The sequence below is a fragment of the Campylobacter massiliensis genome, assembly GCF_014253065.1.
Taxonomy (GTDB): domain Bacteria; phylum Campylobacterota; class Campylobacteria; order Campylobacterales; family Campylobacteraceae; genus Campylobacter_A; species Campylobacter_A massiliensis.
In genome coordinates this window covers 689572-711471 of record NZ_JACLZK010000002.1, presented here as the reverse complement: position 1 = coordinate 711471, position 21900 = coordinate 689572, and the positions used below count along the sequence as shown (strand labels likewise).

General features: G+C 37.6%; 32 protein-coding genes. 26 read left to right on the top strand and 6 right to left on the bottom strand.

From position 1 onward, the window contains the following. Positions 1–204: 204 nt before the first annotated feature. From H7R39_RS10140 to H7R39_RS10100, 9 genes are all read left to right on the top strand, one after another. Complete coding sequence (locus tag H7R39_RS10140; RefSeq protein ID WP_185899105.1) at positions 205–444, top strand: hypothetical protein; 240 nt, start codon at positions 205–207, stop codon at positions 442–444. A gap of 1 nt (position 445) precedes the next feature. Next, the gene (locus H7R39_RS10135; protein ID WP_185899104.1) at positions 446–730 is read left to right on the top strand and encodes a type II toxin-antitoxin system RelE/ParE family toxin; all 285 of its coding nucleotides are present in this window, start codon (positions 446–448) and stop codon (positions 728–730) included. 128 nt (positions 731–858) lie between these two features. Next, positions 859–1926, top strand: coding sequence for a Cj0814 family flagellar-dependent secreted protein (locus H7R39_RS10130; RefSeq protein WP_185899103.1), 1068 nt, complete (start codon positions 859–861; stop codon positions 1924–1926). 85 nt (positions 1927–2011) lie between these two features. Then, positions 2012–2830 carry a cell surface protein gene (locus H7R39_RS10125; protein ID WP_185899460.1) on the top strand — a complete coding sequence of 273 codons (819 nt, stop codon included), beginning with the start codon at positions 2012–2014 and terminating at the stop codon, positions 2828–2830. Between the two features lie 9 nt (positions 2831–2839). Continuing rightward, positions 2840–4021 (top strand): Cj0814 family flagellar-dependent secreted protein, encoded by a 1182-nt coding sequence (locus H7R39_RS10120; RefSeq protein ID WP_185899102.1) that lies wholly within the window; start codon positions 2840–2842, stop codon positions 4019–4021. Positions 4022–4031: 10 nt separating this feature from the next. Further along, complete coding sequence (locus H7R39_RS10115) at positions 4032–4340, top strand: hypothetical protein (RefSeq protein WP_228724780.1); 309 nt, start codon at positions 4032–4034, stop codon at positions 4338–4340. A gap of 57 nt (positions 4341–4397) precedes the next feature. Beyond that, on the top strand, positions 4398–5468 hold the full coding sequence (locus H7R39_RS10110) for a Cj0814 family flagellar-dependent secreted protein (protein ID WP_185899101.1): 1071 nt from the start codon (positions 4398–4400) through the stop codon (positions 5466–5468). Continuing rightward, a complete protein-coding gene (locus H7R39_RS10105) occupies positions 5468–5851 on the top strand; it encodes a hypothetical protein (RefSeq protein ID WP_185899100.1) in 384 nt (127 codons plus the stop codon). The genes H7R39_RS10110 and H7R39_RS10105 overlap by 1 nt, the downstream gene beginning before the upstream one ends. A 92-nt stretch (positions 5852–5943) precedes the next feature. Continuing rightward, a complete protein-coding gene (locus tag H7R39_RS10100) occupies positions 5944–7791 on the top strand; it encodes a response regulator (protein WP_228724779.1) in 1848 nt (615 codons plus the stop codon). Positions 7792–7887: 96 nt separating this feature from the next. Here H7R39_RS10100 and H7R39_RS10095 read toward each other — a convergent pair whose 3' ends face one another. Together H7R39_RS10095 and H7R39_RS11500 are read right to left on the bottom strand one after the other, a co-directional pair. Further along, on the bottom strand, positions 7888–8559 hold the full coding sequence (locus H7R39_RS10095; RefSeq protein ID WP_185899099.1) for a hypothetical protein: 672 nt from the start codon (positions 8557–8559) through the stop codon (positions 7888–7890). Positions 8560–8608: 49 nt separating this feature from the next. Next, positions 8609–8734 carry a hypothetical protein gene (locus tag H7R39_RS11500; RefSeq protein ID WP_267455032.1) on the bottom strand — a complete coding sequence of 42 codons (126 nt, stop codon included), beginning with the start codon at positions 8732–8734 and terminating at the stop codon, positions 8609–8611. 340 nt (positions 8735–9074) lie between these two features. Here H7R39_RS11500 and H7R39_RS10090 point away from each other — a divergent pair, with 340 nt between their 5' ends. From H7R39_RS10090 to H7R39_RS10065, 6 genes are all read left to right on the top strand, one after another. After that, complete coding sequence (locus H7R39_RS10090; RefSeq protein WP_185899098.1) at positions 9075–9254, top strand: hypothetical protein; 180 nt, start codon at positions 9075–9077, stop codon at positions 9252–9254. A 355-nt stretch (positions 9255–9609) separates the two neighbouring features. Next, the gene (locus H7R39_RS10085; RefSeq protein WP_185899431.1) at positions 9610–9987 is read left to right on the top strand and encodes a RepB family plasmid replication initiator protein; all 378 of its coding nucleotides are present in this window, start codon (positions 9610–9612) and stop codon (positions 9985–9987) included. A 6-nt stretch (positions 9988–9993) separates the two neighbouring features. Next, positions 9994–10176 (top strand): hypothetical protein, encoded by a 183-nt coding sequence (locus H7R39_RS10080; protein ID WP_185899097.1) that lies wholly within the window; start codon positions 9994–9996, stop codon positions 10174–10176. A 27-nt stretch (positions 10177–10203) separates the two neighbouring features. After that, entirely contained in the window at positions 10204–10488 is a 285-nt protein-coding gene (locus H7R39_RS10075; RefSeq protein WP_185899096.1) for a hypothetical protein, read from the top strand. Positions 10489–10724: 236 nt separating this feature from the next. Next, positions 10725–10982, top strand: coding sequence for a type II toxin-antitoxin system RelB/DinJ family antitoxin (locus H7R39_RS10070; RefSeq protein ID WP_185899095.1), 258 nt, complete (start codon positions 10725–10727; stop codon positions 10980–10982). 2 nt (positions 10983–10984) lie between these two features. Further along, positions 10985–11242, top strand: a complete 258-nt coding sequence (locus H7R39_RS10065; RefSeq protein ID WP_185899094.1) for a Txe/YoeB family addiction module toxin — start codon at positions 10985–10987, stop codon at positions 11240–11242. Positions 11243–11271: 29 nt separating this feature from the next. Here the strand turns inward: H7R39_RS10065 and H7R39_RS10060 are convergent, their stop codons facing one another. Then, positions 11272–11841 carry a tetratricopeptide repeat protein gene (locus tag H7R39_RS10060; RefSeq protein WP_228724778.1) on the bottom strand — a complete coding sequence of 190 codons (570 nt, stop codon included), beginning with the start codon at positions 11839–11841 and terminating at the stop codon, positions 11272–11274. A 42-nt stretch (positions 11842–11883) separates the two neighbouring features. After that, positions 11884–12111 carry a hypothetical protein gene (locus H7R39_RS11370; RefSeq protein ID WP_228724777.1) on the bottom strand — a complete coding sequence of 76 codons (228 nt, stop codon included), beginning with the start codon at positions 12109–12111 and terminating at the stop codon, positions 11884–11886. A 378-nt stretch (positions 12112–12489) separates the two neighbouring features. Between H7R39_RS11370 and H7R39_RS10055 the strand changes: the two genes are divergently transcribed. The 6 genes from H7R39_RS10055 to H7R39_RS10030 all read left to right on the top strand — a co-directional run bounded on the left by H7R39_RS10055 (position 12490) and on the right by H7R39_RS10030 (position 15161). Then, entirely contained in the window at positions 12490–12657 is a 168-nt protein-coding gene (locus tag H7R39_RS10055) for a type II toxin-antitoxin system HicB family antitoxin (RefSeq protein ID WP_185899093.1), read from the top strand. Positions 12658–12896: 239 nt separating this feature from the next. Then, positions 12897–13205, top strand: coding sequence for a hypothetical protein (locus H7R39_RS10050; RefSeq protein WP_185899092.1), 309 nt, complete (start codon positions 12897–12899; stop codon positions 13203–13205). Continuing rightward, complete coding sequence (locus H7R39_RS10045) at positions 13202–13624, top strand: toprim domain-containing protein (protein ID WP_185899091.1); 423 nt, start codon at positions 13202–13204, stop codon at positions 13622–13624. Before H7R39_RS10050 ends, H7R39_RS10045 begins: the two co-directional genes overlap by 4 nt. A gap of 288 nt (positions 13625–13912) precedes the next feature. Further along, complete coding sequence (locus H7R39_RS10040; RefSeq protein ID WP_185899090.1) at positions 13913–14557, top strand: hypothetical protein; 645 nt, start codon at positions 13913–13915, stop codon at positions 14555–14557. A 26-nt stretch (positions 14558–14583) separates the two neighbouring features. Then, a complete protein-coding gene (locus H7R39_RS10035) occupies positions 14584–14850 on the top strand; it encodes a hypothetical protein (protein ID WP_185899089.1) in 267 nt (88 codons plus the stop codon). A 65-nt stretch (positions 14851–14915) separates the two neighbouring features. Further along, complete coding sequence (locus H7R39_RS10030; RefSeq protein ID WP_185899088.1) at positions 14916–15161, top strand: hypothetical protein; 246 nt, start codon at positions 14916–14918, stop codon at positions 15159–15161. Between the two features lie 48 nt (positions 15162–15209). Here H7R39_RS10030 and H7R39_RS10025 read toward each other — a convergent pair whose 3' ends face one another. Then, entirely contained in the window at positions 15210–15467 is a 258-nt protein-coding gene (locus tag H7R39_RS10025) for a hypothetical protein (protein ID WP_185899087.1), read from the bottom strand. A gap of 3 nt (positions 15468–15470) precedes the next feature. Further along, a complete protein-coding gene (locus H7R39_RS10020; protein ID WP_185899086.1) occupies positions 15471–16028 on the bottom strand; it encodes a P-loop NTPase family protein in 558 nt (185 codons plus the stop codon). 532 nt (positions 16029–16560) lie between these two features. Here H7R39_RS10020 and H7R39_RS10015 point away from each other — a divergent pair. The 5 genes from H7R39_RS10015 to H7R39_RS09995 all read left to right on the top strand — a co-directional run bounded on the left by H7R39_RS10015 (position 16561) and on the right by H7R39_RS09995 (position 20791). Next, positions 16561–16887 (top strand): hypothetical protein, encoded by a 327-nt coding sequence (locus H7R39_RS10015; protein WP_185899085.1) that lies wholly within the window; start codon positions 16561–16563, stop codon positions 16885–16887. An 85-nt stretch (positions 16888–16972) separates the two neighbouring features. Continuing rightward, positions 16973–17791, top strand: a complete 819-nt coding sequence (locus tag H7R39_RS10010) for a cell surface protein (protein WP_185899084.1) — start codon at positions 16973–16975, stop codon at positions 17789–17791. A gap of 35 nt (positions 17792–17826) precedes the next feature. Then, positions 17827–18654 (top strand): cell surface protein, encoded by an 828-nt coding sequence (locus H7R39_RS10005; protein WP_185899083.1) that lies wholly within the window; start codon positions 17827–17829, stop codon positions 18652–18654. A gap of 9 nt (positions 18655–18663) precedes the next feature. Beyond that, complete coding sequence (locus tag H7R39_RS10000) at positions 18664–19689, top strand: hypothetical protein (protein ID WP_185899082.1); 1026 nt, start codon at positions 18664–18666, stop codon at positions 19687–19689. A 10-nt stretch (positions 19690–19699) separates the two neighbouring features. After that, the gene (locus H7R39_RS09995; RefSeq protein ID WP_185899081.1) at positions 19700–20791 is read left to right on the top strand and encodes a hypothetical protein; all 1092 of its coding nucleotides are present in this window, start codon (positions 19700–19702) and stop codon (positions 20789–20791) included. Positions 20792–21900: the final 1109 nt, after the last annotated feature.

Sequence of the window (21900 nt, the reverse complement as noted above, 5' to 3'; positions counted from 1 at the left end):
TTGGTTAAAAACTCCATCCCATTATCCGGTAGATACATAGCCGCCTGATAAATAGACGGATCTTCCGAGAAAACATATGAAAGATATTAAGCTGAGTCTAAACACACAAAAGGTATAAGTATAAATTTAGAGATCTATCGTCAGAGAAAATGTCAGCTGTTAAAAAGGGTGCGATATAATGACGATAAACACAAGGAGCAAGAAATGATAACTTCAATAAATATCCAAACCGCAAACCATAGCATTATAGAAGCTATTAGAGCTATTATTGCGCTAGATCCTGAAACAACCATTACTTATGACAATGAAGATTATCTAAACCAAGCCGATCAGCAGGATTTAAAGAAACTAGTAGAGGCCGATAAGCACGGCGAGCTAAAATACCAAGCCTTTGACGAATTTAAAACCGAGATGAGATCCTACCTAAAAAACAAAGGCGCTTAAAGTGGAAATTATCTTAAGCGAACAATTCAAGGAAGAAATTAAAAGTATTTTAGATTTTTATGCGGATAGAAGCAAGAGCGAGAATGTAGCAAACGATTTTCTTGAGGGCTTATTTAAAAAAATCGAAAGTTTATCTACTTTTGCTTACCGATTTAGAAAAAATCAATACTTTCACAAAGACAATATAAGGGATCTAATTTTCAAAGGGTACGTTATTCCTTTTATAATCGAAGACGACACCATAAAGATCCTATCAATCTACAAGCATAATCTACCAAAATTTTAAGGTCTAAAATTTAGACCTGGCTTGCATAGTATAATCTTTTTCTCAAAGACCCTTGCGCAAATGTCGCGAATTTTAGGTAATAAATTTTGCTTATCCTTCTTTAAATTTATTTTTAAGAAGGATAAGCCGTGAACGTTTCCGCCGCCAAGATAAATTATTCGTCGATACTATCCAAAGCTCAAGAAAAGAAGCAAGCCAAAACACAGGACGTTAGCTTCGCAAATCTTATTCAAAACACTAGTGCGTCTGGTGCTACCTCATTTAAAACATACGACCTACCATCTAGCGCCACGCAAGATCAAAATTTAAACTCGTTAAAATTCGGCTCAAATTTGGCTTACGGATACTCGGTGGATAATCTCGGCTATATGGGTAGCGATTTTAACAAAGCAGCCGGCCTTCCCGAAAATTTCAAAATCCACAAAAGCTCTATCGACGAGATAGTGAGGTTTAACAATAAGACTTATTTGTTTACGCCCTCGCCGGATCAAAAACCCTTTGAAAATATCGACGTAGCCGACACGGTGAAACAATACTACAAGCTGTTTAACGCAGTAGTCCCTGAAGGCAAAGAAACGTATAGCCAAAGCGACTTAGAAAAGCTACCCAAGGGCTTTAGCGTAAATGTCAATCAAAAACCGTTTGACAAGAGTAATTTTTTAAAAGACGTTAGCCTATTTGCCGTATCAAACGTCTATAGTACTCAAGCTCAGCTACAAAACGCCGGCGAACTCTCAAGCGATATTAAAAAATACGGAGTTAGCCTTAGCGTATATCCTTTAATTTTTTCTACCCTAGGCTCGTCAAATTTGCAGGAAAAAGACGGCTTTAGCTTTAACTCCGATACGTCGGTCTACGAAAAAGAGGGCGGATACGCCAGAGAGGGCGTATTTATACAGTTTTTAAAAGGCTTCCCGCCCATAGCGAGCGATAGCGGTGAAACTAGGCTAACGGATCAAGTCCAAACATACGCGCAAGATATGAGAAGCCAAAGCTTTGACGATATGCCTATAACCATATCCGATTTTCTAAAAAATACCAAAATCATAAAGGAATTTTTAAAGAAAATTCTAGGGGACGGGCTTATGGGTCTACACAAGAACGAAACGCCGGATAGCATAGTGGATAAACTGGCACTAAGGCTGGAGGCGTTTCAAAAAGAAACCGTCCGCCCTAAAGGCGAAACGAATATCTAGCCTGATATTTTATTACTACAATTGGCTTCTTGGTTTATGCTAAAGAAAAGTCGTTTTTATCCGATATAGTCTTAAAGGATTGAAAATGATAAGCGGCTCAAATTTAAATATTTCTACGGCAAATTTCAAGTCAAATTTAACTCCTGCAGATAAAACCGCTAAGACGAATTTGGCGAACGAGCAAACGCAAGCTCCGAAAAGCAAAGAGGAAATCCAAAAAGAGCTACAAGAATACAGAAGTAAAACCATCATAGAAATCGTAAAAGATGCTATCGACATAGACGAAAGCGACGAGAACTGGATAACAAAGACGATTGATAAGATAGACGGCATATTATCCAAAAAATATACGGCCGAAGAGCTGCGCTATATAGGACAAAAAGACCCTGAGAGCAAAGAAGACATCATCGACGCCAATCTGCAAACCTATATGTGGATGCTGATGAGTAACTCCAGAGATGGTAAACCCACTATCTGGGGTAAAATTTTAGGATTTGGAACAAAACAAGAGCAAGAAGAGCTTAATGCATTTAGAGACTCTTTGCCAGAAGGAGCCGCCATGAGCGACTTTGGAGATAGCTTAATGCATAGAGCCGACATTAGTATAGAAGATTTTAAAAAACTCTATGCGGAAGACGTCGAAAAGACTATGAAAGCTCGCAAGGAGATGAACGAGCAAATGCGCAAAGAACTCGAAGAATACAACGCAAATTTATCTAAGCAAAGAGCAGAAGCCAAATTTAAACCTATCCAAGCCACGAGCAAAAGCCAAACCTATGTTTATAAGGATATAAAGCGCGAGTTTTTCGAGAATTTCCTAAAAGCCGAGCAAGAAAAAGGGACGGATATAACTGAAATTTTAAATCAACTAGTAAAAATAGGTAAATTTGACGTAAAAGCATAAAGGATTAATATGATAAACGCTCTTAACAACTATTCCGCTTTTTCTAGACAAAGTTTTTCCCTAAACGTAAATGTTAAGCATGGCTCAAAAACTGAGATTTTAAAACAAAATGAAATCTCGCAGCCGGATACGGTCGAGCACAAATTTAACGAAGTTTTAGGCTACAAAGTCGATGAGGACGGATATTTTACGTCCGAATTTAACGAAGCCGCAGGTATCCCAAAGGACTACAAAATCCACTCAGATACCTTAAAATCTCTCGTGAACGTAAATACTAATTCGGGCATTTTAAAAGCCGATTTTAAAAACATAGATATAGCAAAAACCGTCGGCAATGCATATAAAATTTTATCCCAAGTAGTCGGCGAGGACGTTTTAAATTCCAAAGAAAGTTTTAACAAAGAAGACCTTGCCAAATTGCCTCAAGGATACGAATATGACAATAAAACGCTCAAGGTATTAAAGCTTCATAGTAAAATATCAGACTATATGGGAGCCGATAGTAGCTTTCAAAGAAATGAACGAACTAGCATAACGACTACTTTTTATAATAGCTCCACGATCGGTTACTACTCAGAGCATAAGAGCTTAAAACCATCTACCGACATATTAAACAGCAACAGTGGCGGCAAAGAGGATATAAACAGTGGTATGTATTTTGATACTACAAAAGACAAATATACCGATAAAGACGGCAATATAACCAAAGGTGGGCTTTTGGTCGGCATTTTAAACAAAAATAGTCACGCCATAGAAGGTGAAACCACCTATCACGGCAAGATTAACGGACTAGATAAAAACATATCCTCACAAGAGTACCAAGCAAAAATTAAAGCCTTTACCGACTTGCATGGACATAAATACGATAAATACTCGCAATCTTTAGTGGATTCATTGCCTCAAGATTTAAAAGATTTCGTAGATTTTGCAAGGAGTTTAAAATTTGTCGGCGAGATAAACGTCAGCGACGACGGCAAAGAATCAAAAAGCCTCTTTGAAATAATGCAAGAGGATATGAAAGAGGCGCAAAAACGCCTAGAAAAGCTAATCGAGCAAGAAAAGCGAACACAAAAGATGCTGGATAAAAACAGAAAATACGACAAAGAGCTAGAGCAAAATACTAGAAAAAATTTAGAAGAACTTGAGGCGATGATGAAATTTAACGCTAAGAGCGTGGATATAAAGGCTTAAAAGGATTAATATGATAAGCGGTATAAACGGATTTAACGCAAACGTAAATTATGATTTTAGTAGCTCTCATGGGCAAAATTTAAAGACGCATGAGGAAAAAGAGACGGCAAATCAAGCTTTAAATTTGACGATCGCACAGCCGAATTTAACAGCACATATTGATTATGACGCTCTTGATCCAGAAAAACTAGACCGAGATCAGCTCAAAATTTGGGCGGAAAATGTCGATCCAGGGAAGCTAACGGGTAAAAACTTAAGCAAATGGCTGGGAAGATTGTTTAAAAATGATCTAAGTAGGATATTGGTTACTAGGTATTAATTTATTTTTAACCCACAAAGCAATATTTGTGGGTTTATAAACTCTATAGGAAAAAAGATGATAGGTAGATTAAATAATTCTTTTGGTTTCGCGCAAAATTTTCAAATAAATATTAGACATAACTCTAAAATAGAAATATCAAAAGAAAATGATATTGCGCAATCGAACATACCGGCTTCAAATTTAAATAGCGTCTTGGGGTACAACGTAGATAAAGATGGCTATTTTACAGCTGAATTTAATAAGGCTGCAGGAATCCCTACAGACTATAAAATTCATTCAAGCACGATGGAGTCGCTTAGCAGGGTAGTGGGTGGTGCATCATTCTTAATGAAAACTATGAAAAACGTAGATATTGCCAAAACCGCTGGCAATGCCTATAAAATTCTTACTCAAGTAGTTGGCGAAGAAATCTTAAACTCAAAAGAGAGCTTTACTAAAGAAGACCTTGCCAAATTTCCACAAGGGTTTAGTTATGATAAAAGAACGCTTAAGGTAGATAAAGTTTATAATAGTGTATATGACTATGATGCCGCTGCAGCAGAGTTTAATTATAAGGATCAAAGCAAAGATATAGACACATTATTTTTCAATGAATCTATGAGAGCAGGCAAAGATCCAAGAGATAAAAACTATACCCCAGCTACATCTATTTTTAGCAACAATAACGGTGGCAGAGAACAGGATAAAACAGGAGTTTATATAAATGTTAATGGAGAGAAATATTTAAATTCTGATGGAAGTATTACCAAAGGTGGGCTGTTAGCTGCTGTTATAAATAAAAATTTAAATGTAAGAGAAGGCGAAACAACCATTATAGGTAAAATGCAAGGATACGATAAGAATGTAGATGCGAAAGCGTTTAGAGAAAAGATCAATTTATGGCATAGTCAAAATGATATGAATAATATCTCAGATGAACAAATAAATTCAATGGATGAAGGCATGCAAGATTATGTTAGATTTATGAAAAACCTTCTAAAGACTACGCCTAAAATAGAAGATGATACCAAACTAAAAACACCAGCAGAGTTATTGTTTGAACAAATAGAAAAAGCCAATAAGGAACTTTTAGAAGCACTGGAAGCTAAAAGACAAGAACTTAGGCTATTGAATATTAAAATTTAATGATTAAAGCAGGCATATTTAGAAATAGACCAGTATTTACTCCGACACCAGGAAAGCCTAATGGAGTTCATGATGATAAAAATGCTGTTATTAGGTTAGACAAACACTTTTGGCAAATATTCCCTGACACAATTGCAAAATTTGGTATAACTAATTATTTTTGGAATACCAATATACCAATGTTTGCCAATATAGGCAAGGATGATCTAAGCGGTATGGTTGTTTATCAACAAAGCCCCGCTTTAAAAATGGACTTAACTTTTGTAAATAAAGTTATAGGTGATTTACAGGGCAATACAAACTATTTTCCATTGGGTAAATTAAGAGCATATGTTGACGCAAACGGCAATCTAGCCGCAGCAGACGTCAGGGAAGTTTACTAACTAGTATTCTTATGGGGCGGATTATCCGCCCTTGCCTAAATAAATTTTAAAATTTGCCGATTTGGTATTAAAACATTTAAAAGGATTTTAATATGGATGTTCTGTTAAGAAACGGCTATGACGTAAATTTATCATTATTAAGACAAGGCCAAATGCAAGCTTCCGCATCTAGACTCGCCGGACAAGAGCTAGTCAAGGTGGGCAATGAGGCAATAAGCAAGGACGAATATATCAGTAGGCAATACGATCTTTTAGAAAAAGCCAACGATATACTAATGCAAAATTCGCAAGCCTATCTATATAAAGGCGGATCTGATAGTGTAAATGGATATTCTACCGGGTTTTTAGGATCAAGCGCTTATAGGGCAAGTCTGCCTATGTGGTCCAATATGGACAACTCGGATAGAGTTACTCAAGACGGATATAATAGATTTCAAGGATCGTATGAGAATAGCGGATATTGTTTTTCTATCGGTTTGCCAGATTCCGGGGCGCCCGTAATAGAAGAATTTGCCGGCGGCGGATATTTTAAAGGCAGCAAATCAAATACCATCCTAAGTCAAGACAGAAACAATCTAAACGACTATGCAAGCGAAAATATACTAAAAACTAAATACGGCGACGTAGAGGTATTTTTAGATCTATACGGCGATAACGACAAGCTAGGTATCGGCAAATTTAGCTCAAATGCAATACTCTTTAACTTTGACAGTAACGGCGACGGAATTTTAAATAGCTCCGATAAGCTATTCTCAAAGCTCAAGGTTAGAGGATACGATAAGGACGGCAACGAAAAGATAGCAAATTTAAGCGACGTAACCAGCGGTATAGATCTGGCGCAGTTTATTAAAAAAGATATAGATATAAACCATAGGCGGAAGCAAATAGAGGATCTAAATGCCAAACTGAAAGAAAAAGGCAAGACTCAAATCGACATCTCAAAGATCGATAATCGCATTTTTTACTACAAGGAAAACCCCTACACCGTATTTGCACCGGAAAGCAGATACAAAAAGGCGGAAACCGATAGTATTAAGAACTTCTTTGATGCATATGCGGACAAGGACGGCTGGGTAGACCTAAGAAACAATAACGTATTTAATAAAAATAGCCTATTTAACAATTTTGCTTACGCTAAGGCTGGATTTGACGGAAAGCTAAAGCTTAATGAATTTAATCCGATCATATCAAGCAAAAAGACGAGCGACGACTTCTCGTATGAAAACTATCAAAAAGATAGTTTTATGAAATTTTATAGAGATTATGAAAAAGAATCCACCGCCCACGCAAAAGACGTAGAGTGGCTATCAAAAAATCTAAAAGAGTATAACGTAGAAAATGCAGACGAATATATAAGTAGGCTAAACGGTAGCAAGTCGTCATACATGATCGCCATGGAAAATGAATTCCAAAAGGCTACAAGGCTAGAATTTAGCCCAGAAAACTTAGAGAAAGTAAAAAGAGCCTTTGAGGATAATCCGAGTAAAGCGGCCTTAATGATGAACGACAGCGATAGCGTAATAGCTATGAAGCTAAACGATAACGGGTCTATAACCTTAAAATTTGATAGCGGTAGAGAAATAGAAGTAACGCAGCTGTATTCTGATACGGGTAAGCTTTTAGGAGATAAAACCAGAAGGGCAAGCCTAAATTTAGAAACTAAAGCCATGAGCGACATCGAGCTTGGCTCTATAAGCTTTAATAATATAGGCATCCTAGATACCAACGGCAAATATAAGACGCTCCAGGAAATAGGAGCTAGCGCTATAAAATCCTTTTCTACTAAGCATGGAAAACAGTTTTTGATATACCTGGGAGACAATAAAACCTTAACGGCGAAGGATCTATACAACATTTCATTTTTAAATAACGAGCTTGAGGCAAATACAAAAATAGATGAAAAAGATAAATTTTATAGAAAAGTTAATATTTTAGCATAAAAAATGTTTATTTATAATTCTGTACTATATTTTAGTATAAGAAAGTTTTAGTTATTATTTTATATCATATATTAACGTTATTTACTATAAAATAACTTACTTAGTAATATCTAACTCTTTATTATGCTCTTTTACTCTTTCGCCCTTCTTAACGAGTTTTTCGTTATTGTCTTTTCCACTTTTAGCCAAAATTTGAAGAATATTTTTTATATCTTTTTGCAGTATCGACTCTTGGTCTTTTGGATTTATGGCCGATTTCATAGTAGCTATAAAAGAACTTACAAATTGCGATGTTTCCTCGCCGGCGGTTTGTGATATGGTTTCGATTGTCTTTAGGCTTCCGGCCAACACCTTATCAAAAGTACTTTCTCGCTCCGGGTTTTTAAATTTTTCAATGCCCCCGTCTCCAAATTTCTCAATTATCGTTTGATACTCTTCTTTTTCTTGCCGCGTCGGCCTATTTCTTGATATATCCTTGCTCGTCAAATCTATCAAGCGATCAAGCTGTTTTGAAAAGTTATCTTCACCCATAGGAATTTCAAGATCATACGTGCCGCTTTCCATTTTTAGCTTGACGTCGATCTTGTCTTTTGAAAATTTCATATCTTGCTTATTTTTAAAATTTAGCATTTTATCGACGACGCTTAGCGATTGTATAAGAGCTCTGGCTTCTTCGCCCCTATAGGCTTCATTGGTCTTAAAAAGCGTTTTAAGCTCGTCTCTGAGGTTATCGGTAGATTTAACAGTTATTTCAAAGTCTTGTTGCACGTCTAGCCCTTATGATGAATTTTGCATTTCAAAGCATATGCGATCCTTTTTATGCTTTTTTGTCTGCGTAGTATACGGTTTGACCGCTAGCAGCGACTATAATACCGTGTTTTTGCCTGATTTCGTCAAATATTTTGAGTTTCAAATAGTCTTTGTTCTGTTCTAAAATTTCCATATTTTCTCCTTTTTACCGATGATATTTTACCAAATTTGATTTATATCCCTAAAAATTGTTATTTTAGAGATATTGTGGTGTATATTTTTATTTAAGAAAAAAATTAAGTTTTTTGATTTTTGGAATTCTTATTAAATTTAAATTCTTATAAATTTAGGGGGTGTGAATAACTTAGTTTTTCACTTGAAAATTTTTCTTATCATTTTAGGGAAAAAATATTGTTTTATACTGAATGTATACTTAAAATAAGCTATATTTAAGTAAAAACGGCTTAGTTTAGTTAATTTTTGAGTGCACCCCCTCCCTAAAAAGCCAAGATTTTTTAGCACAAGTCACTAAAATGACCCCATTTTTTGATTTTTGGGAGCTTTTTAGGGAGAAAATTTGTCAAAATTTAAAAACGTCGTATAAGAATTTCAATAAAAGGAAAAAGATACCTCAAGATATACCCGATATAGACGACGATTTGGAAGAAGAGCCGGGCTATGATGATTTAGAAGAGGATTTTTTGCTCCTGTAGCCATAGATCCGCAAGGACAAAGAATTTATGAGGCCGATTATTTAAAGGGCGATAGCTATATCAAACTTTTAAAAGCGAATTCGGTTATTAGGGGCAAGGTGGTCGCCGATAAGAGAGGGCTAAAGATCAATATATACGACTTAAAGGTCTTAAATTTCTTACTAAAAACCCCTCAAGAGTGTGTTAAAAAAGACACCAAACCGGTTAAATTTACTACCCTTGTAATTCCTTTGGAGCTATTTAAGCGCGTGGTAGGCGATGCGAAGAACTGGAGAACGAATTTTATAAAGTCCGTGGAAAAACTCGAGTATGTAGCCTTTGAATTAAATAATTACAGGGACTGGGAAAAGAATGAATTTATCATCTGGCAAAAACCAGGCTCGTTATAACTCCAAATTTCAAGACGAAGGGCGAGGAGCGTAAAAAAGCTACGTGCGAGGTCAGTTTTGCAAAGGAGTTGGCTACGGCTTGCTGGCAAAAGACCGATTACACACTTTTAGACTTTAAGACGTTAAATAGCTTTACGAGTAAATACGCCATCAGGTTTTACGAGGCCTTTGTAACCAAGATCAAATACCGCACTAATTTTAACAACTACAAGACCGAGTATGACTTTAAACAAGAGGAGCTGGAAGGGATTTTCGATGCAAAATTATCGGATTTACCAAATGGCTTTGTGTATTTATTAAGTAATAAAATTCATTTTGATGATATCGTTATCCCCGATCTTTAGAGCAAGTTGCATTTCGACTACGAGATACATAGCAAAGACAAGATCATTACGTTTAAATTTCAAAAAGACTACCTGGAGCAATTTAGGACCAGAAAGGCCGATACGGTTGATCTGGCCATAGAAAAATTTAGAAATCTCATCGACGCAAAAAAACATACGATGACGGTCATACGAGAGTTTACGAGATAGATACCGATAGACCTGAAAACGCCTATGATGGATTTTTTATTGAACATCAGCCAATACTACTACGGCGTTTCGCTACTTAAAAGACATGAGGAGATAAACCGGTTCGGAGAGGTAGCTATGAGCCGCGAGGGGGGGGATTTGTATTATCTCAATACCCATAAAAGAATTTCATACGGTCGGGCGAAGAAATTTTTGATCTATCTGTATAAAAACTATTATGAGCAGATCACGCGCGAGATCAGGGAGCTGAAAGAAAAAGGGGAGGTCGCCGCAAAAGCCAAGCAAGAAAGAAGCTTGTTTGATAATATCTAGGGCTCTGATTTGAGGTTTCTAAGTTTCATCTCGGCCGTTTGTATTTCTTGGTTTTTTAAACTTAGTTCTCTGATGAATTTGTAAATAGCGCACCGCCCCCTTGCCCCCTGTTTTGCCTTGCTTATGCGCTAAAGCGCCGCAAGGCTACGTCTTTTAGTGGTAATGATTGCTGATCATGGCTAAAATGCTATACTTTTATGATACAATGTATTACAAATAATTAAAAAGGATAGATAATGGCACAAATTAGTATAAGAGTAAAGGATGACGTCAAGAAAAACGCCGAGCTTGTATGCGCCGAGATAGGAATGTCTGTATCGACGGCAATTAATATATTTCTAAAAAGACTAGGCAGTGAAGGAAGGATTCCATTTGAGATCGGTATAAACGATCCGTTCTACAAAAAAGACAATATCGAGTACTTAGAGCAAAAGATGGCTAAATTTAAAGCCGGTAAGTTAAATTTTAATAGCCACGAGCTAATAGGAGAGTAGCCTTGCAAATTTTATGGGACGACGATGCATGGCAAGAATACTTATCTTGGCAAACCCAAGACAAGCAGAATTTAAAAAAAATAAACGAGTTAATCAAGGACATAAGCAGAAACCCATTTGACGGCATAGGTAAACCAGAAGCCCTAAAAGGAAATCTAAGCGGCTTTTATAGTAGACGCATTAATCACGAACATAGGCTGGTTTATGCCGTTAAAGACGATACGATCTACATCATCTCTTGCAAAGGGCATTATGAATAATGTCTAAAACTCTTCATGTCAATTAATTTTTAATAGCCTTTTTCGTTTAGCTTTCTGTAATTATCACATCCTAACTGAAGCCCTAAATCACAAGCCTTGCCATGGTATTGTTTTGCAGTGGAAAAATCCTGTTTTACACCTTGGCCGGTTTCGTATAAAAACCCTAAGCTAGAGCAGCCAAAAGCATCTCCCCCATCACAAGCTTTTTGATAAAGCTCGGCAGCTTTGTGGTAGTTTTGCCTTAGGCCTTTACCGTTTTGGTATAAAGCTCCTAACCCAAAGCAACCCCTAGCTACTTCACTATCACAAGTTTTTTTAAACAGTTCAGTTGCTTTTTGGTAATTTTGTTTTACACCTTGGCCGGTTTCGTATAAAAACCCTAAGCTTCCACAACCCAAAGCCTCTCCCCCATCACAAGCTTTTTGATAAAATTCAGCTGCTTTTTGGTAGTTTTGTTTTACACCTTGACCGTTTTTGTATAAAACCCCTAAGTTAAAGCAACCTAAAGCCTCCTCGTCATCGCAACCTTTCTTAAATAATTCAGTTGCTTTTTGGTAATCTTGTTTTACACCTTGACCCTTTAAATATAAAGCCCCCAAACCAACACAACCCTTAACACTTCCCCCATCACAAGCTTTCTGTCATAATTCAGTTGCTTTTTGGTAATCCTGTTTTACACCATGACCTTCTGTGTATAAATGTCCTAAGCTTCCACAACCCAAAGCCTCTCCCCCATCACAAGCTTTTTGATAAAGCTCGGCAGCTTTTTGGTAGTCGCCTTTCTTGTAAGCTTCGCTTCCCGATTTAATAAGATCTTTGGAAAACCCAATAGAAAATAAAACTACAAGTAAAACTAAAATTCTTTTCATTTTTTATCTCTTTAATGTAACCTATATAGATGATATTTTGTCTTTTTTAAACTTAAATTATTATTAATTATATATTTATTTTTGTGATAAAATAGCATATATAAACTTACCTGCCATTTCCTATACTTTGGATATAAGCAGAATCTCTTACAAAGGGCATTATACATAATGTCTAAAACTTTTGACGCTACGGCTCTAGTAAGACCGTTTACGATTCTTTAAAATTCCGTATAATGCTTCGTGATCTCCTCTCTACTATGCCCCATGTCTAAAGAGGTTTGATACAAAGCTTCTAAAAGCGAGTATCCTTTTTTTGCAGCTGTGCTACCCTTTCTTGTGCAAATAGAAGCTTTTTCTTGCTTGCTTGACGTATTGATAGTGGAAGGAGAAGAGATTAGAGAGCCCGCGCCGATCGAAAAGAAAGTAAGGGTTAACGTAATCCTCCCTGAAAAACTACTAAAATCTATCAGCAAGCTAACGACCAATAGATCAGACTTTTTGAGCAAAGCCGCAAAGTACACGATAGATAACAAGATAGCTTTATAAAAAATGCCTAAAATAGGCGTTTTTTGCCGCAATATACGAAAATATTCGTATGTTTTTCGTATTGCGGTGAATTTCTACTCATGAAAATGTTTGTTTTCAATAGTAAAAGAGAAGAAAGCCCTAGTTTAGGGCTTTTTGGAATGGTATGTTTTTAGTTTAAGGTTTATGAGCGGCAAGGCCTGGCGAAGCTTAAAGTGCGGAATGCCCTATTTTAGGGGGTTTGGGGCTTAAGGATTTTTATGATGCAAGAACAAACGCAAACGGTCTATATCTTAAACCATTTGGGCTACGAAATAGACAAAAACGGCAAATTTAAGCTAAGGAGCGAGCATACGGCGTCGGCTTCAATAAAACCTCGCAACGGAAAAATCAAAGATTTCGGGAGCGGGTGGGGCGGCTCAGTGATCGATCTGATGGTAGAATTTCACAGCTACTCCAAAAAAGCCGATCGACTGATAATGCCTATACGCGATGAATTCGGAAATTGCTTGACCCTCTGGAAATACAACAAAAACCCGTCCCTTTTATGGGTCAAGACGGGAATATGATCCAGCTACCAAAGCTTATGTTTTCAAAAAACAGGAGACGTTGCCCATTTAATATGGCCGACCTAGTATCATACAGAAACGATCTGCAAGCGCCCATATTTTTAATGGAAGGCGAAAAAGATTGCCTTAACGCCTTGGCCAAAGGTTTAAGGGCGGTTACTTTGGGCTCGGCCAGCGCAAAAATAGAAGATAGATATTTGAATTTATTCAAAGATACGAATATGACGATATGTTACGATCACGACGAAGCCGGGGCAAACGGCGCAAAAGCCGTAAAAAAGCAGCTAACGGGCATTTGTAAAAATATAGAGATAATCGACTGGGAGAGAATATTTAAAAAAATGGGCTGGTCGCAGCCGATCAAAAAAGGCTTTGACTATACCGATTATCTCGTGGAAACCAAGCTGGCCAAAGAATAGGGCAAACAAATTCAACAAGATATCAAAGAAAGATAATACGCTTAGTTAAAGTACTCTATCTTATATTTATTTAATGTTATTAATAATAAATAAGTATATTTTAAACTTCAGTATACTAAAATAACATCAAGTATTTTAGCTAAGCGATTTTATTAAAAGGCTAAAATATGGCAAAACGTAAAAGAGAGTGGAACGAAGGCGGCGATAATTTATTCAGCGAAGCAAATTTAGCTCAAATGGATGCTATAAACCAGCGGCTAGACGAAGCGATAAAGGAAAGGACGGAAGATGGAAAAGAAGATCAAGATAGGCAAATACGAGCTAACGCAGGAGGAGATGAGAGAGGTATTGATGCTGTATCCTCGCCCGTCCCGGGAGGGGATGACGCCGGAGGAGGAGGACAAATATCTAGAAGCATACCTGGACGCGCAGAAGGAGCAGGACGAGGAGGCCTTGAAGAAATACCAGGAATATCTTCAAATAAGGGAGGATATGAGCAACGGTACGGGAATAGAACCGATGGAATTTCAAGTGGATTGGACGATGCTCAAAAGGACTCTGAACGAGAAAACATACGACCAAATCTTCAACGAGTGGATGAATACGGACGTGCCGTATTACCGCATGATGATAATACACAGATGGTGCAGGCACCTGGAGCTGATGGGTTACAGCCAGGAGAGCTTGAACGTAACCGCGACGGAGCTCTTGACGGCAGCGCAAATTCAAGAGAACGTAGAATTCAAAGTCTTTTCGACTCCGATAGCCAAACAAATGAGGGATGCGGGCAGTACGGATCTGGAGATACTAAAAGCGGCGGAGATCAATCTTTATCAGGGATACATAGAGACATTGCGAACGATGAAAATGGGCAAGGACAGGATATATCCATACTCCAGGCAACTCCTGGAGGAGAAGGTTTTTATTATGTAACGAGCACTGGCGACACCTCTCAGGCTTTGTCCTGGAGGACGAAGTCTGAGTCTCCAGGACAAAAGATATTAGACAGGCTTTTCGCCAAAGACGGGCAAGAGGTAAATTTCGTTGATTTTAAGGGCTTTAGGGCTAGCGGATATTATGAAAGAACACTTAACGCGGTAGTGTTTGAATTAGAAAATCTATCCACTGGAGATACTCTAGCTCCTTCAAATTTGACCTACAATCAGCAAAGCAGGACTTCTCTTATATGCGACGAAATTAAATTTAGCGGCTTTTTAGGCGTTTAAACAACTTCATAAACTCCATGGAAGAAACAATCGGCAAAAACGAGAAAAGAATATTGGAGCTCAAAATGCAAAACAACGACTTAAGGCGAATCATCTCCGAAAGTCAAGAGTATGGCCGCATGAATATCTTAGAACTCCTTAGAGAAGACGACAGGAAGATCAACGCGGAACTTGATAAAGTAGCCGTCAATAAAAATCATAAAAGCACCTTTGTCGCTAGATCGTTTGAGCTCTTGAAAGAACATTCCGAAAAAACCGTACAAAAACAAAAAATAGGCGATATTGCAAAAGGTGAAGATGTTGAGCGATAGGTAAACTGGAGGGGCAAGAGCTGCAACTTGCCCCACGATCTTAAATTTTTATTCCTCCGTATCCATTTTTTTATTGATCAACGAGCGTAGGAGTAAATTTTTGCTAATGAAATTTCTCTTGCAGTATTCCTCTACGAAATTATACTCGGCTTCGGTGCAGTATAGGGTTATACGCTTATTCGCCTTATTCGCCTCTTCAAGCCTGGGTCTGCCCATTCTTTCTTTTTTATCCTCTGAGCTAAACGTGCGGTTAGCCCCAGTTCCTTTTAAAACCGAATCTATATCTAGCTCCATATTTTTTGCCATGATTTATCCTTTCAATTTTGTAAGTAGCGATTGATATTCGTCAAAGAAAAGCTGGTAACTTCTTTGCGATAAAGCGTTTTCATTATAAAGCTCCGTAAATGATAACCCGGTATTAATAGCATTATTTACTATTTTAGAGTTTTTAAAGTAAAACATCGGAATATTTTCAAATCTGTTCTTCAAGTTAGAATTTAAAAACTCCAATTCTTTGTCGTCCTTGTAGTTGGTAGCTATTATTATAATGCCGGGGTTGACGTGCGAGATCTCCTCGACGGTTTCAACGGTCCTCAAAACGGCATTATAAGAAGGAGTACAAGGCACTATGATAGCTTTGCAGCCTTTTAAGATGTCCAGGACGCCTCCTGCGACGAATCCTCCGAAGTCGTAAACGCAATCGTCTATACTTTGAACTTTATCTAAAATTTTAGCCTTCTTGGGATAAATATTTTCTATGCATGATTTATCGTTTGATTGCAAAAAATACCCTAAATCCTTTGCTATACTAAAAGCAAACGGCGTTTTCCCTACGCCACCCTTCTTGTTGATTACGGCTATTTTCATTTTTTATCCTTATAAATCATAAGATATTTTACTTTAATATACTTTAAAATAAATTAGTATACTCTAATTTAAAGTATCTTATATTACCCTTAATTATATTAATATACTGTATTTTACAATAATAAAGTTTAAATTTCGTCTTTCTCTTTTATCTTTAAATTCTTTTAAAGGCTCTCCGACTGGTTTAACTTGTTGCAACGCAGGGGGCAATATTTACGTCAGCCAAATCGTTTGGCCTTTCTTTGTTGCCGCTATCTATAGTTTTAAACTGCGGCCTACTAAATTTGACTAGGGGCTTGAGTTTCTTTTCGGCTCTATCCAGAATGGATGCATCCCATTTCTTTTTAAACACAGTTTTTTCTTGAGCATATGTGCTTTTGCCGAGCTCGTTAGTCTTTTTAATTTTTTTTCTAAATTTAACCCTTACCTCCTCTTTGCCGGTGATTGCAAACCTGACGAATTCTCCCGTATAAATATTGTTTTCTTCTAAGCGCTTCAGAAATGAGAGAGGTAATAGGAGGCTATGACTTTTATGGATTGTTTGAATTATATTTTGCAGCAGTTTCTAAAAGGCTTCCCGCCCATAGCGAGCGATAGCGGTGAAACTAGGCTAACGGATCAAGTCCAAACATACGCGCAAGATATGAGAAGCCAAAGCTTTGACGATATGCCTATAACCATATCCGATTTTCTAAAAAATACCAAAATCATAAAGGAATTTTTAAAGAAAATTCTAGGGGACGGGCTTATGGGTCTACACAAGAACGAAACGCCGGATAGCATAGTGGATAAACTGGCACTAAGGCTGGAGGCGTTTCAAAAAGAAACCGTCCGCCCTAAAGGCGAAACGAATATCTAGCCTGATATTTTATTACTACAATTGGCTTCTTGGTTTATGCTAAAGAAAAGTCGTTTTTATCCGATATAGTCTTAAAGGATTGAAAATGATAAGCGGCTCAAATTTAAATATTTCTACGGCAAATTTCAAGTCAAATTTAACTCCTGCAGATAAAACCGCTAAGACGAATTTGGCGAACGAGCAAACGCAGGCTTCAAAAAGCAAAGAAGACGTAAAAAGACAAATTCAGATATATCAAAGCAGACCTATCAAGGAACTTGCGGACGAAGTTATCAAGGTGGACGAGAGCGAGGAAGGCTGGATAACTAAAGTCATAAACCAAATCGATGATATATTGTCTAAGAAATATACGCCCGAGCAGATAAAAACCCTGCGAGCCAAAGAGCCCGAAACCATGGAAGAAGCTGTAGAAGGCATGCTGGCGAGGTATTCTAGGTTATTACAATCCGATTCGATAGACGGCAAACCGACTATTTGGGGCAAGCTTTTGGGGCTCGGAACAAAAGAGGAGCAAGAGGAACTAAAAGCATTTAAAAACTCTTTGCCCGAAGACGCTGTGATGGGCAGCGTCGGAGCTGCTTTGCTACAAAGAACCGATATTAGTATAGAGGAATTTAAAAAACTATATGCGGAAGATATCGAGAAAACTACGAAAGCCCACAAAGAAGCCGTAGCAAAAATCAATCAAGAGATGAGAGAATACAACGAAAATTTAGCTAAGCAAAGAGCCGAAGCCAAATTTAAACCCATACAAGCCACAAGTAAAAGCAAAACATACGTAGATAAAGACATCAGACGAGAATTCTTTGAAAATTTCTTAAAAGCCGAACGCGAAAAAGGGACGGATATTTGGGATATTTTACAAAAGCTCAATAAAATAAATAAGGTCGATATTAATGTATAGGATATACTGCCGAAACGAATTTTAGGAGATCAAAAATGATAAATGGCTCAAATTTAAACATTTCTACGGCAAATTTCAAGTCAAATTTAACTCCTGCAGATAAAACCGCTAAGACGAATTTGGCGAACGAGCAAACGGAAATTGCAAAAGAACAAGACAAGGCAAAAGAAAAAAGCCAAATCGACGCCCTTATGCATATACCTATTAAAAATGCGGTAGAAAGCATCATAGATATAGACGAGAGCGAAAAAGGCTGGATAACAAAAACCATAGATAAAATAGACGGCATACTCTCTAAGAAATATACTGCGGACGAGAGGCGAGCGCTGTCGATGAAATATCCACCCGAGACCATGGATGGGGCAAAAGATTTGGTGTTACAGCTTTATGCGAATACTCTCAAAAGGTATTCAAAGGATGGCGAGCCGACTATCCAAGGTAAGCTTTTGGGGCTGGGCACCAAAGAGGAACGAGAGGAATTAATCGCTTTTAAAGACTCTTTACCAGAAGGAGCTACGATGAGCGACGTCGGAGCCAATTTGCTGTTAAGAACCGACATCAGTATAGAAGAATTTAAAAAACTCTATGCGGAAGATATCGAGAAAACCACGAAAGCCCACAAAGAAGCCGTAGCAAAAATCAATCAAGAGATGAGAGAATACAACGAAAATTTAGCTAAGCAAAGAGCCGAAGCCAAATTTAAACCCATACAAGCCACAAGTAAAAGCAAAACATACGTAGATAAAGACATCAGACGAGAATTCTTTGAAAATTTCTTAAAAGCCGAACGCAAAAAGGGGACGGATATAACTGAAATTTTAAATCAACTAGCAAAACTAGGCAAATTTGACGTAAAAGCATAAAGGATTAATATGATAAGCGGCGTAAACGGATTTAACGCAAACGTAAATTATGATTTTAGTAGCGCTCATGAGCGAAATTTAAAAGCACGCGAGGAAAAAGAGGCTATAAATTTAACCTCAAATCAGGCTTCGAATGTGGCGGTCGCACAGCCAAATTCGACAAATCAAGCGAACCCAAAAAATAGCGAAAACGTATCAAGCCTAAAAGCTGTCGACATAGGCTTTAACATCAAAGAGATGCAAGCGGCCATCAGGGAGATAAAAAAGCTCCCGCCCGGTGCACCGGCTAATATACGAGGCGTTTTTTCTCTGAGCGGATATACTCTGGACGAAAAGATAAGCGTATGGGGTAAGATAAGCGGGTTAGACGGCTCTTTTAGTAGGAGCGAAGCGGAAAATCTGAAGAAATTTATAAATAGTAGCGGGGCATTTGGTTTCGATAAGCTTACTCGGGATTTGGCGGAATACGATACGACCGACGTCGATGAATTTACGAAAAAATACATAAACCGCGAATACCCATTTTTGGGCATAGAATATAATGCAGGGAATAAGGGGATGGAAATCCTCGACTCCGATATGAGCGTGGACGAGTTTAAGGATAGGTGGGCTGAATATACCGTGCTGAAGCGTTTGGGCGAGAGCGGCGCGGAAAGAATATCCGTAGATGGCGAAAATATCACGATAGTCATTAATAAAAACAAGGCTCCCGTGGAGTTTAGGGAGCTTGAGAGTATCGAGTATAAGGACGAGCAGAGCAAAAAGGCGTTTATAAAATTCGTGCGGGATGCGATAGAAAAAGGTCTGGATATACAAAATCTACTTGAGGGCAGGGCTGAATTTAAGGAAAATACAAGCGAGGCGACGGCGTTTAAACCCATCCAAGCCACCAGTAAAAGCAAAACATACGTAGATAAAGACATCAGACGAGAATTCTTTGAAAATTTCCTGAAAGCCGAACGAGAAAAGGGGACGGATATAACTGAAATTTTAAGTCAACTAGCAAAACTAGGCAAATTTGACGTAAAAGCATAAAAGGATTAATATGATAAGCGGTGTAAACGGATTTAACGCAAACGTAAATTATGATTTTAGTAGCGCTCATGAGCGAAATTTAAAAGCACACGAGGAAAAAGAGGCTATAAATTTAACCTCAAATTCGGCGCCGTCTCGATCAAATTTGACCGAACCTATTGATTATTATGCTCTCGATCCTGACGAACTGGACGAAAACGAGCTTGCCGTTTGGGCGCAAAACGTAGAGTTTTCAAGACTAAACGACAAGCAGCAAAATAGGCTTCTTGCTATAAAAATGGGCTTTAAAAAACCGGTATATAAACCTTATGATCCCGTGGTTGTGCGTAAAGCGTATTCGCTAAGCGGCTATACGGAAGATGATAAAATCAGCGTTTGGGGCAAGATAAACGGGCTTGATCCAAACATGAGCAAGGGCGAGGTCGCAGAGCTAAAGAAATTTATAGATAGCACGAAGGTCTTGCAAAGCAATTCAAGCATGGAAAACGATGTTTTTAGCGTAGACGGGTTTATGAGTGCGTTTAATGTGGATCTAGGAAGCTTTGGCGTTGGCCACACAAAAGGTATCGGACTTAAAATGGCGGTCGATATGGCAAAGCTACTAGACTCCGATATGGATTTGGAAAAATTTAAAGATAAATGGCTTGAGGTTGCCGCCGAAAAGATACTAGGAGAGAATGCAAAGGTTAAAATCTCACTCAAAGACGGTAAGTTAAATTTTGACCGGATATCAGGAAAACGACCTGCGGTCTTTTGGGGACAAGAGATGGTAAAACAGGTGAGCTACGCAGACGAAGCAACTAAAAAAGAGTTTTTAAATTTCTTAAAAGATGCATTTAAAAAAGGCGAGAGCATCGCAGACATACTGCAAAATATAGCCCTAAGAGAAAGTGCAGTAAGCGATCAAGCTCCTAAAGAAACACCCGGAGAGAATAAATTTAAACCTATCCAGGCCACGAGTAAAAGCCAAACCTATGTTTATAAAGATATAAAGCGCGAGTTTTTCGAGAATTTCCTAAAAGCCGAACAGGAAAAGGGGACGGATATAATGGAAATACTGCGCAAAGTGGGCAATATTGGCAAGACGGATATTATCGCATAATGCCTAAAATCCATACACGAGTAAAGGTTTAAAAAGCATTTTAAATAAATATTTCGCCGAGTTTGGCGGATCGAGCGCTTACAGGGCAAGTGCCTATACGAACAAAAAGCGTACAACTTGGATGAAGCTACGCAAGCTGGTATTAGATTTTGCGGATCTGCGAAAATGGCAAATTTAGCTTTTTGTAGGCTTGCATGAACATGTAGGGCCTGCAACAAAATAGTGCATCCAATTAATCCCCCCCCCATGTTAAGATTATCTTTGGTTATAAAATTTCATATTCTTTTCCGTTTTCTCGTCAAATTTATCCAAAAGACTACTTTTAGCGACGCGATGAGTTTTTATAAATATTTTTAGAGCATCCTTGTATTTCGTTAAGGTCACAATTTAATTCGTCCTTATGTAGGTGGAGTAAATTTCTTGCGAATATTTTTTGATCTATTTGGTCCGATCGTTGTCGTATGGCACTGTGTATGCAAGACAAAATAACAGAGGTGGACTTAAAGGGATTTGAACCCTATGCCCTAAAAGGGATTTGAATTGAGAGAGAAAATCTTATCAAAATTTGTTCTTAAATTTGTCACAAATTTAAGACGGTTTTTGGTTATAAAATCACTTATAATATCGATATACCAGTATTTTATTTGTTACATAAAATTTCTAACTTTATTACATAAAATAATAGCAGATAAAGGTGAAAATTTGTATAATACAATTTAACATAAAAAACCCTGTATTTTGGGCTTTTAAAGGCAGCAAATGGCAACAAAAATATATAAGATGGCGGAAAGTCCCTCTCTGTCCGCCACCATACTATTTTCTCTGATTTTTTCTATTTCTTTATAGTTTATCTAAATACCTAAAATACGTCGTTTTAAGCAATATTATGCCTTATTTTGTTTACTTTTGATCTCTAAAAGTTGCCGTAATTTCCTCTCAATACTGCGTTACTCTAAGTGCGTTAGTTGTAAAAAAACTACGAATTGTAAAATGCGTCAGTTGCATAAAATATCGATTTTATCGTACTTCAAGCGCATTTTTACTAACGCGCCTTTGTTTTAAATCCCTAAATTTAGGGGTTTAAAATATCTAAAATCAATAAAAAGTGC

What these genes read in the sequence shown, in the direction of transcription:
- H7R39_RS10075 (WP_185899096.1), top strand. Translation starts at nt 10,204, where the DNA reads ATGGATTTTTTATTGAACATCAGCCAATACTACTACGGCGTTTCGCTA.
- H7R39_RS10070 (WP_185899095.1), top strand. Translation starts at nt 10,725, where the DNA reads ATGGCACAAATTAGTATAAGAGTAAAGGATGACGTCAAGAAAAACGCC.
- H7R39_RS10105 (WP_185899100.1), top strand. Translation starts at nt 5,468, where the DNA reads ATGATTAAAGCAGGCATATTTAGAAATAGACCAGTATTTACTCCGACA.
- H7R39_RS10015 (WP_185899085.1), top strand. Translation starts at nt 16,561, where the DNA reads ATGGATTGTTTGAATTATATTTTGCAGCAGTTTCTAAAAGGCTTCCCG.
- H7R39_RS10010 (WP_185899084.1), top strand. Translation starts at nt 16,973, where the DNA reads ATGATAAGCGGCTCAAATTTAAATATTTCTACGGCAAATTTCAAGTCA.
- H7R39_RS10005 (WP_185899083.1), top strand. Translation starts at nt 17,827, where the DNA reads ATGATAAATGGCTCAAATTTAAACATTTCTACGGCAAATTTCAAGTCA.
- H7R39_RS10115 (WP_228724780.1), top strand. Translation starts at nt 4,032, where the DNA reads ATGATAAGCGGTATAAACGGATTTAACGCAAACGTAAATTATGATTTT.
- H7R39_RS10100 (WP_228724779.1), top strand. Translation starts at nt 5,944, where the DNA reads ATGGATGTTCTGTTAAGAAACGGCTATGACGTAAATTTATCATTATTA.
- H7R39_RS10040 (WP_185899090.1), top strand. Translation starts at nt 13,913, where the DNA reads ATGGAAAAGAAGATCAAGATAGGCAAATACGAGCTAACGCAGGAGGAG.
- H7R39_RS10000 (WP_185899082.1), top strand. Translation starts at nt 18,664, where the DNA reads ATGATAAGCGGCGTAAACGGATTTAACGCAAACGTAAATTATGATTTT.
- H7R39_RS10120 (WP_185899102.1), top strand. Translation starts at nt 2,840, where the DNA reads ATGATAAACGCTCTTAACAACTATTCCGCTTTTTCTAGACAAAGTTTT.
- H7R39_RS10140 (WP_185899105.1), top strand. Translation starts at nt 205, where the DNA reads ATGATAACTTCAATAAATATCCAAACCGCAAACCATAGCATTATAGAA.
- H7R39_RS10025 (WP_185899087.1), bottom strand. Translation starts at nt 15,467, where the DNA reads ATGGCAAAAAATATGGAGCTAGATATAGATTCGGTTTTAAAAGGAACT.
- H7R39_RS09995 (WP_185899081.1), top strand. Translation starts at nt 19,700, where the DNA reads ATGATAAGCGGTGTAAACGGATTTAACGCAAACGTAAATTATGATTTT.
- H7R39_RS11500 (WP_267455032.1), bottom strand. Translation starts at nt 8,734, where the DNA reads ATGGAAATTTTAGAACAGAACAAAGACTATTTGAAACTCAAAATATTT.
- H7R39_RS11370 (WP_228724777.1), bottom strand. Translation starts at nt 12,111, where the DNA reads ATGAAAAGAATTTTAGTTTTACTTGTAGTTTTATTTTCTATTGGGTTT.
- H7R39_RS10125 (WP_185899460.1), top strand. Translation starts at nt 2,012, where the DNA reads ATGATAAGCGGCTCAAATTTAAATATTTCTACGGCAAATTTCAAGTCA.
- H7R39_RS10020 (WP_185899086.1), bottom strand. Translation starts at nt 16,028, where the DNA reads ATGAAAATAGCCGTAATCAACAAGAAGGGTGGCGTAGGGAAAACGCCG.
- H7R39_RS10090 (WP_185899098.1), top strand. Translation starts at nt 9,075, where the DNA reads ATGACCCCATTTTTTGATTTTTGGGAGCTTTTTAGGGAGAAAATTTGT.
- H7R39_RS10110 (WP_185899101.1), top strand. Translation starts at nt 4,398, where the DNA reads ATGATAGGTAGATTAAATAATTCTTTTGGTTTCGCGCAAAATTTTCAA.
- H7R39_RS10030 (WP_185899088.1), top strand. Translation starts at nt 14,916, where the DNA reads ATGCAAAACAACGACTTAAGGCGAATCATCTCCGAAAGTCAAGAGTAT.
- H7R39_RS10045 (WP_185899091.1), top strand. Translation starts at nt 13,202, where the DNA reads ATGATCCAGCTACCAAAGCTTATGTTTTCAAAAAACAGGAGACGTTGC.
- H7R39_RS10050 (WP_185899092.1), top strand. Translation starts at nt 12,897, where the DNA reads ATGATGCAAGAACAAACGCAAACGGTCTATATCTTAAACCATTTGGGC.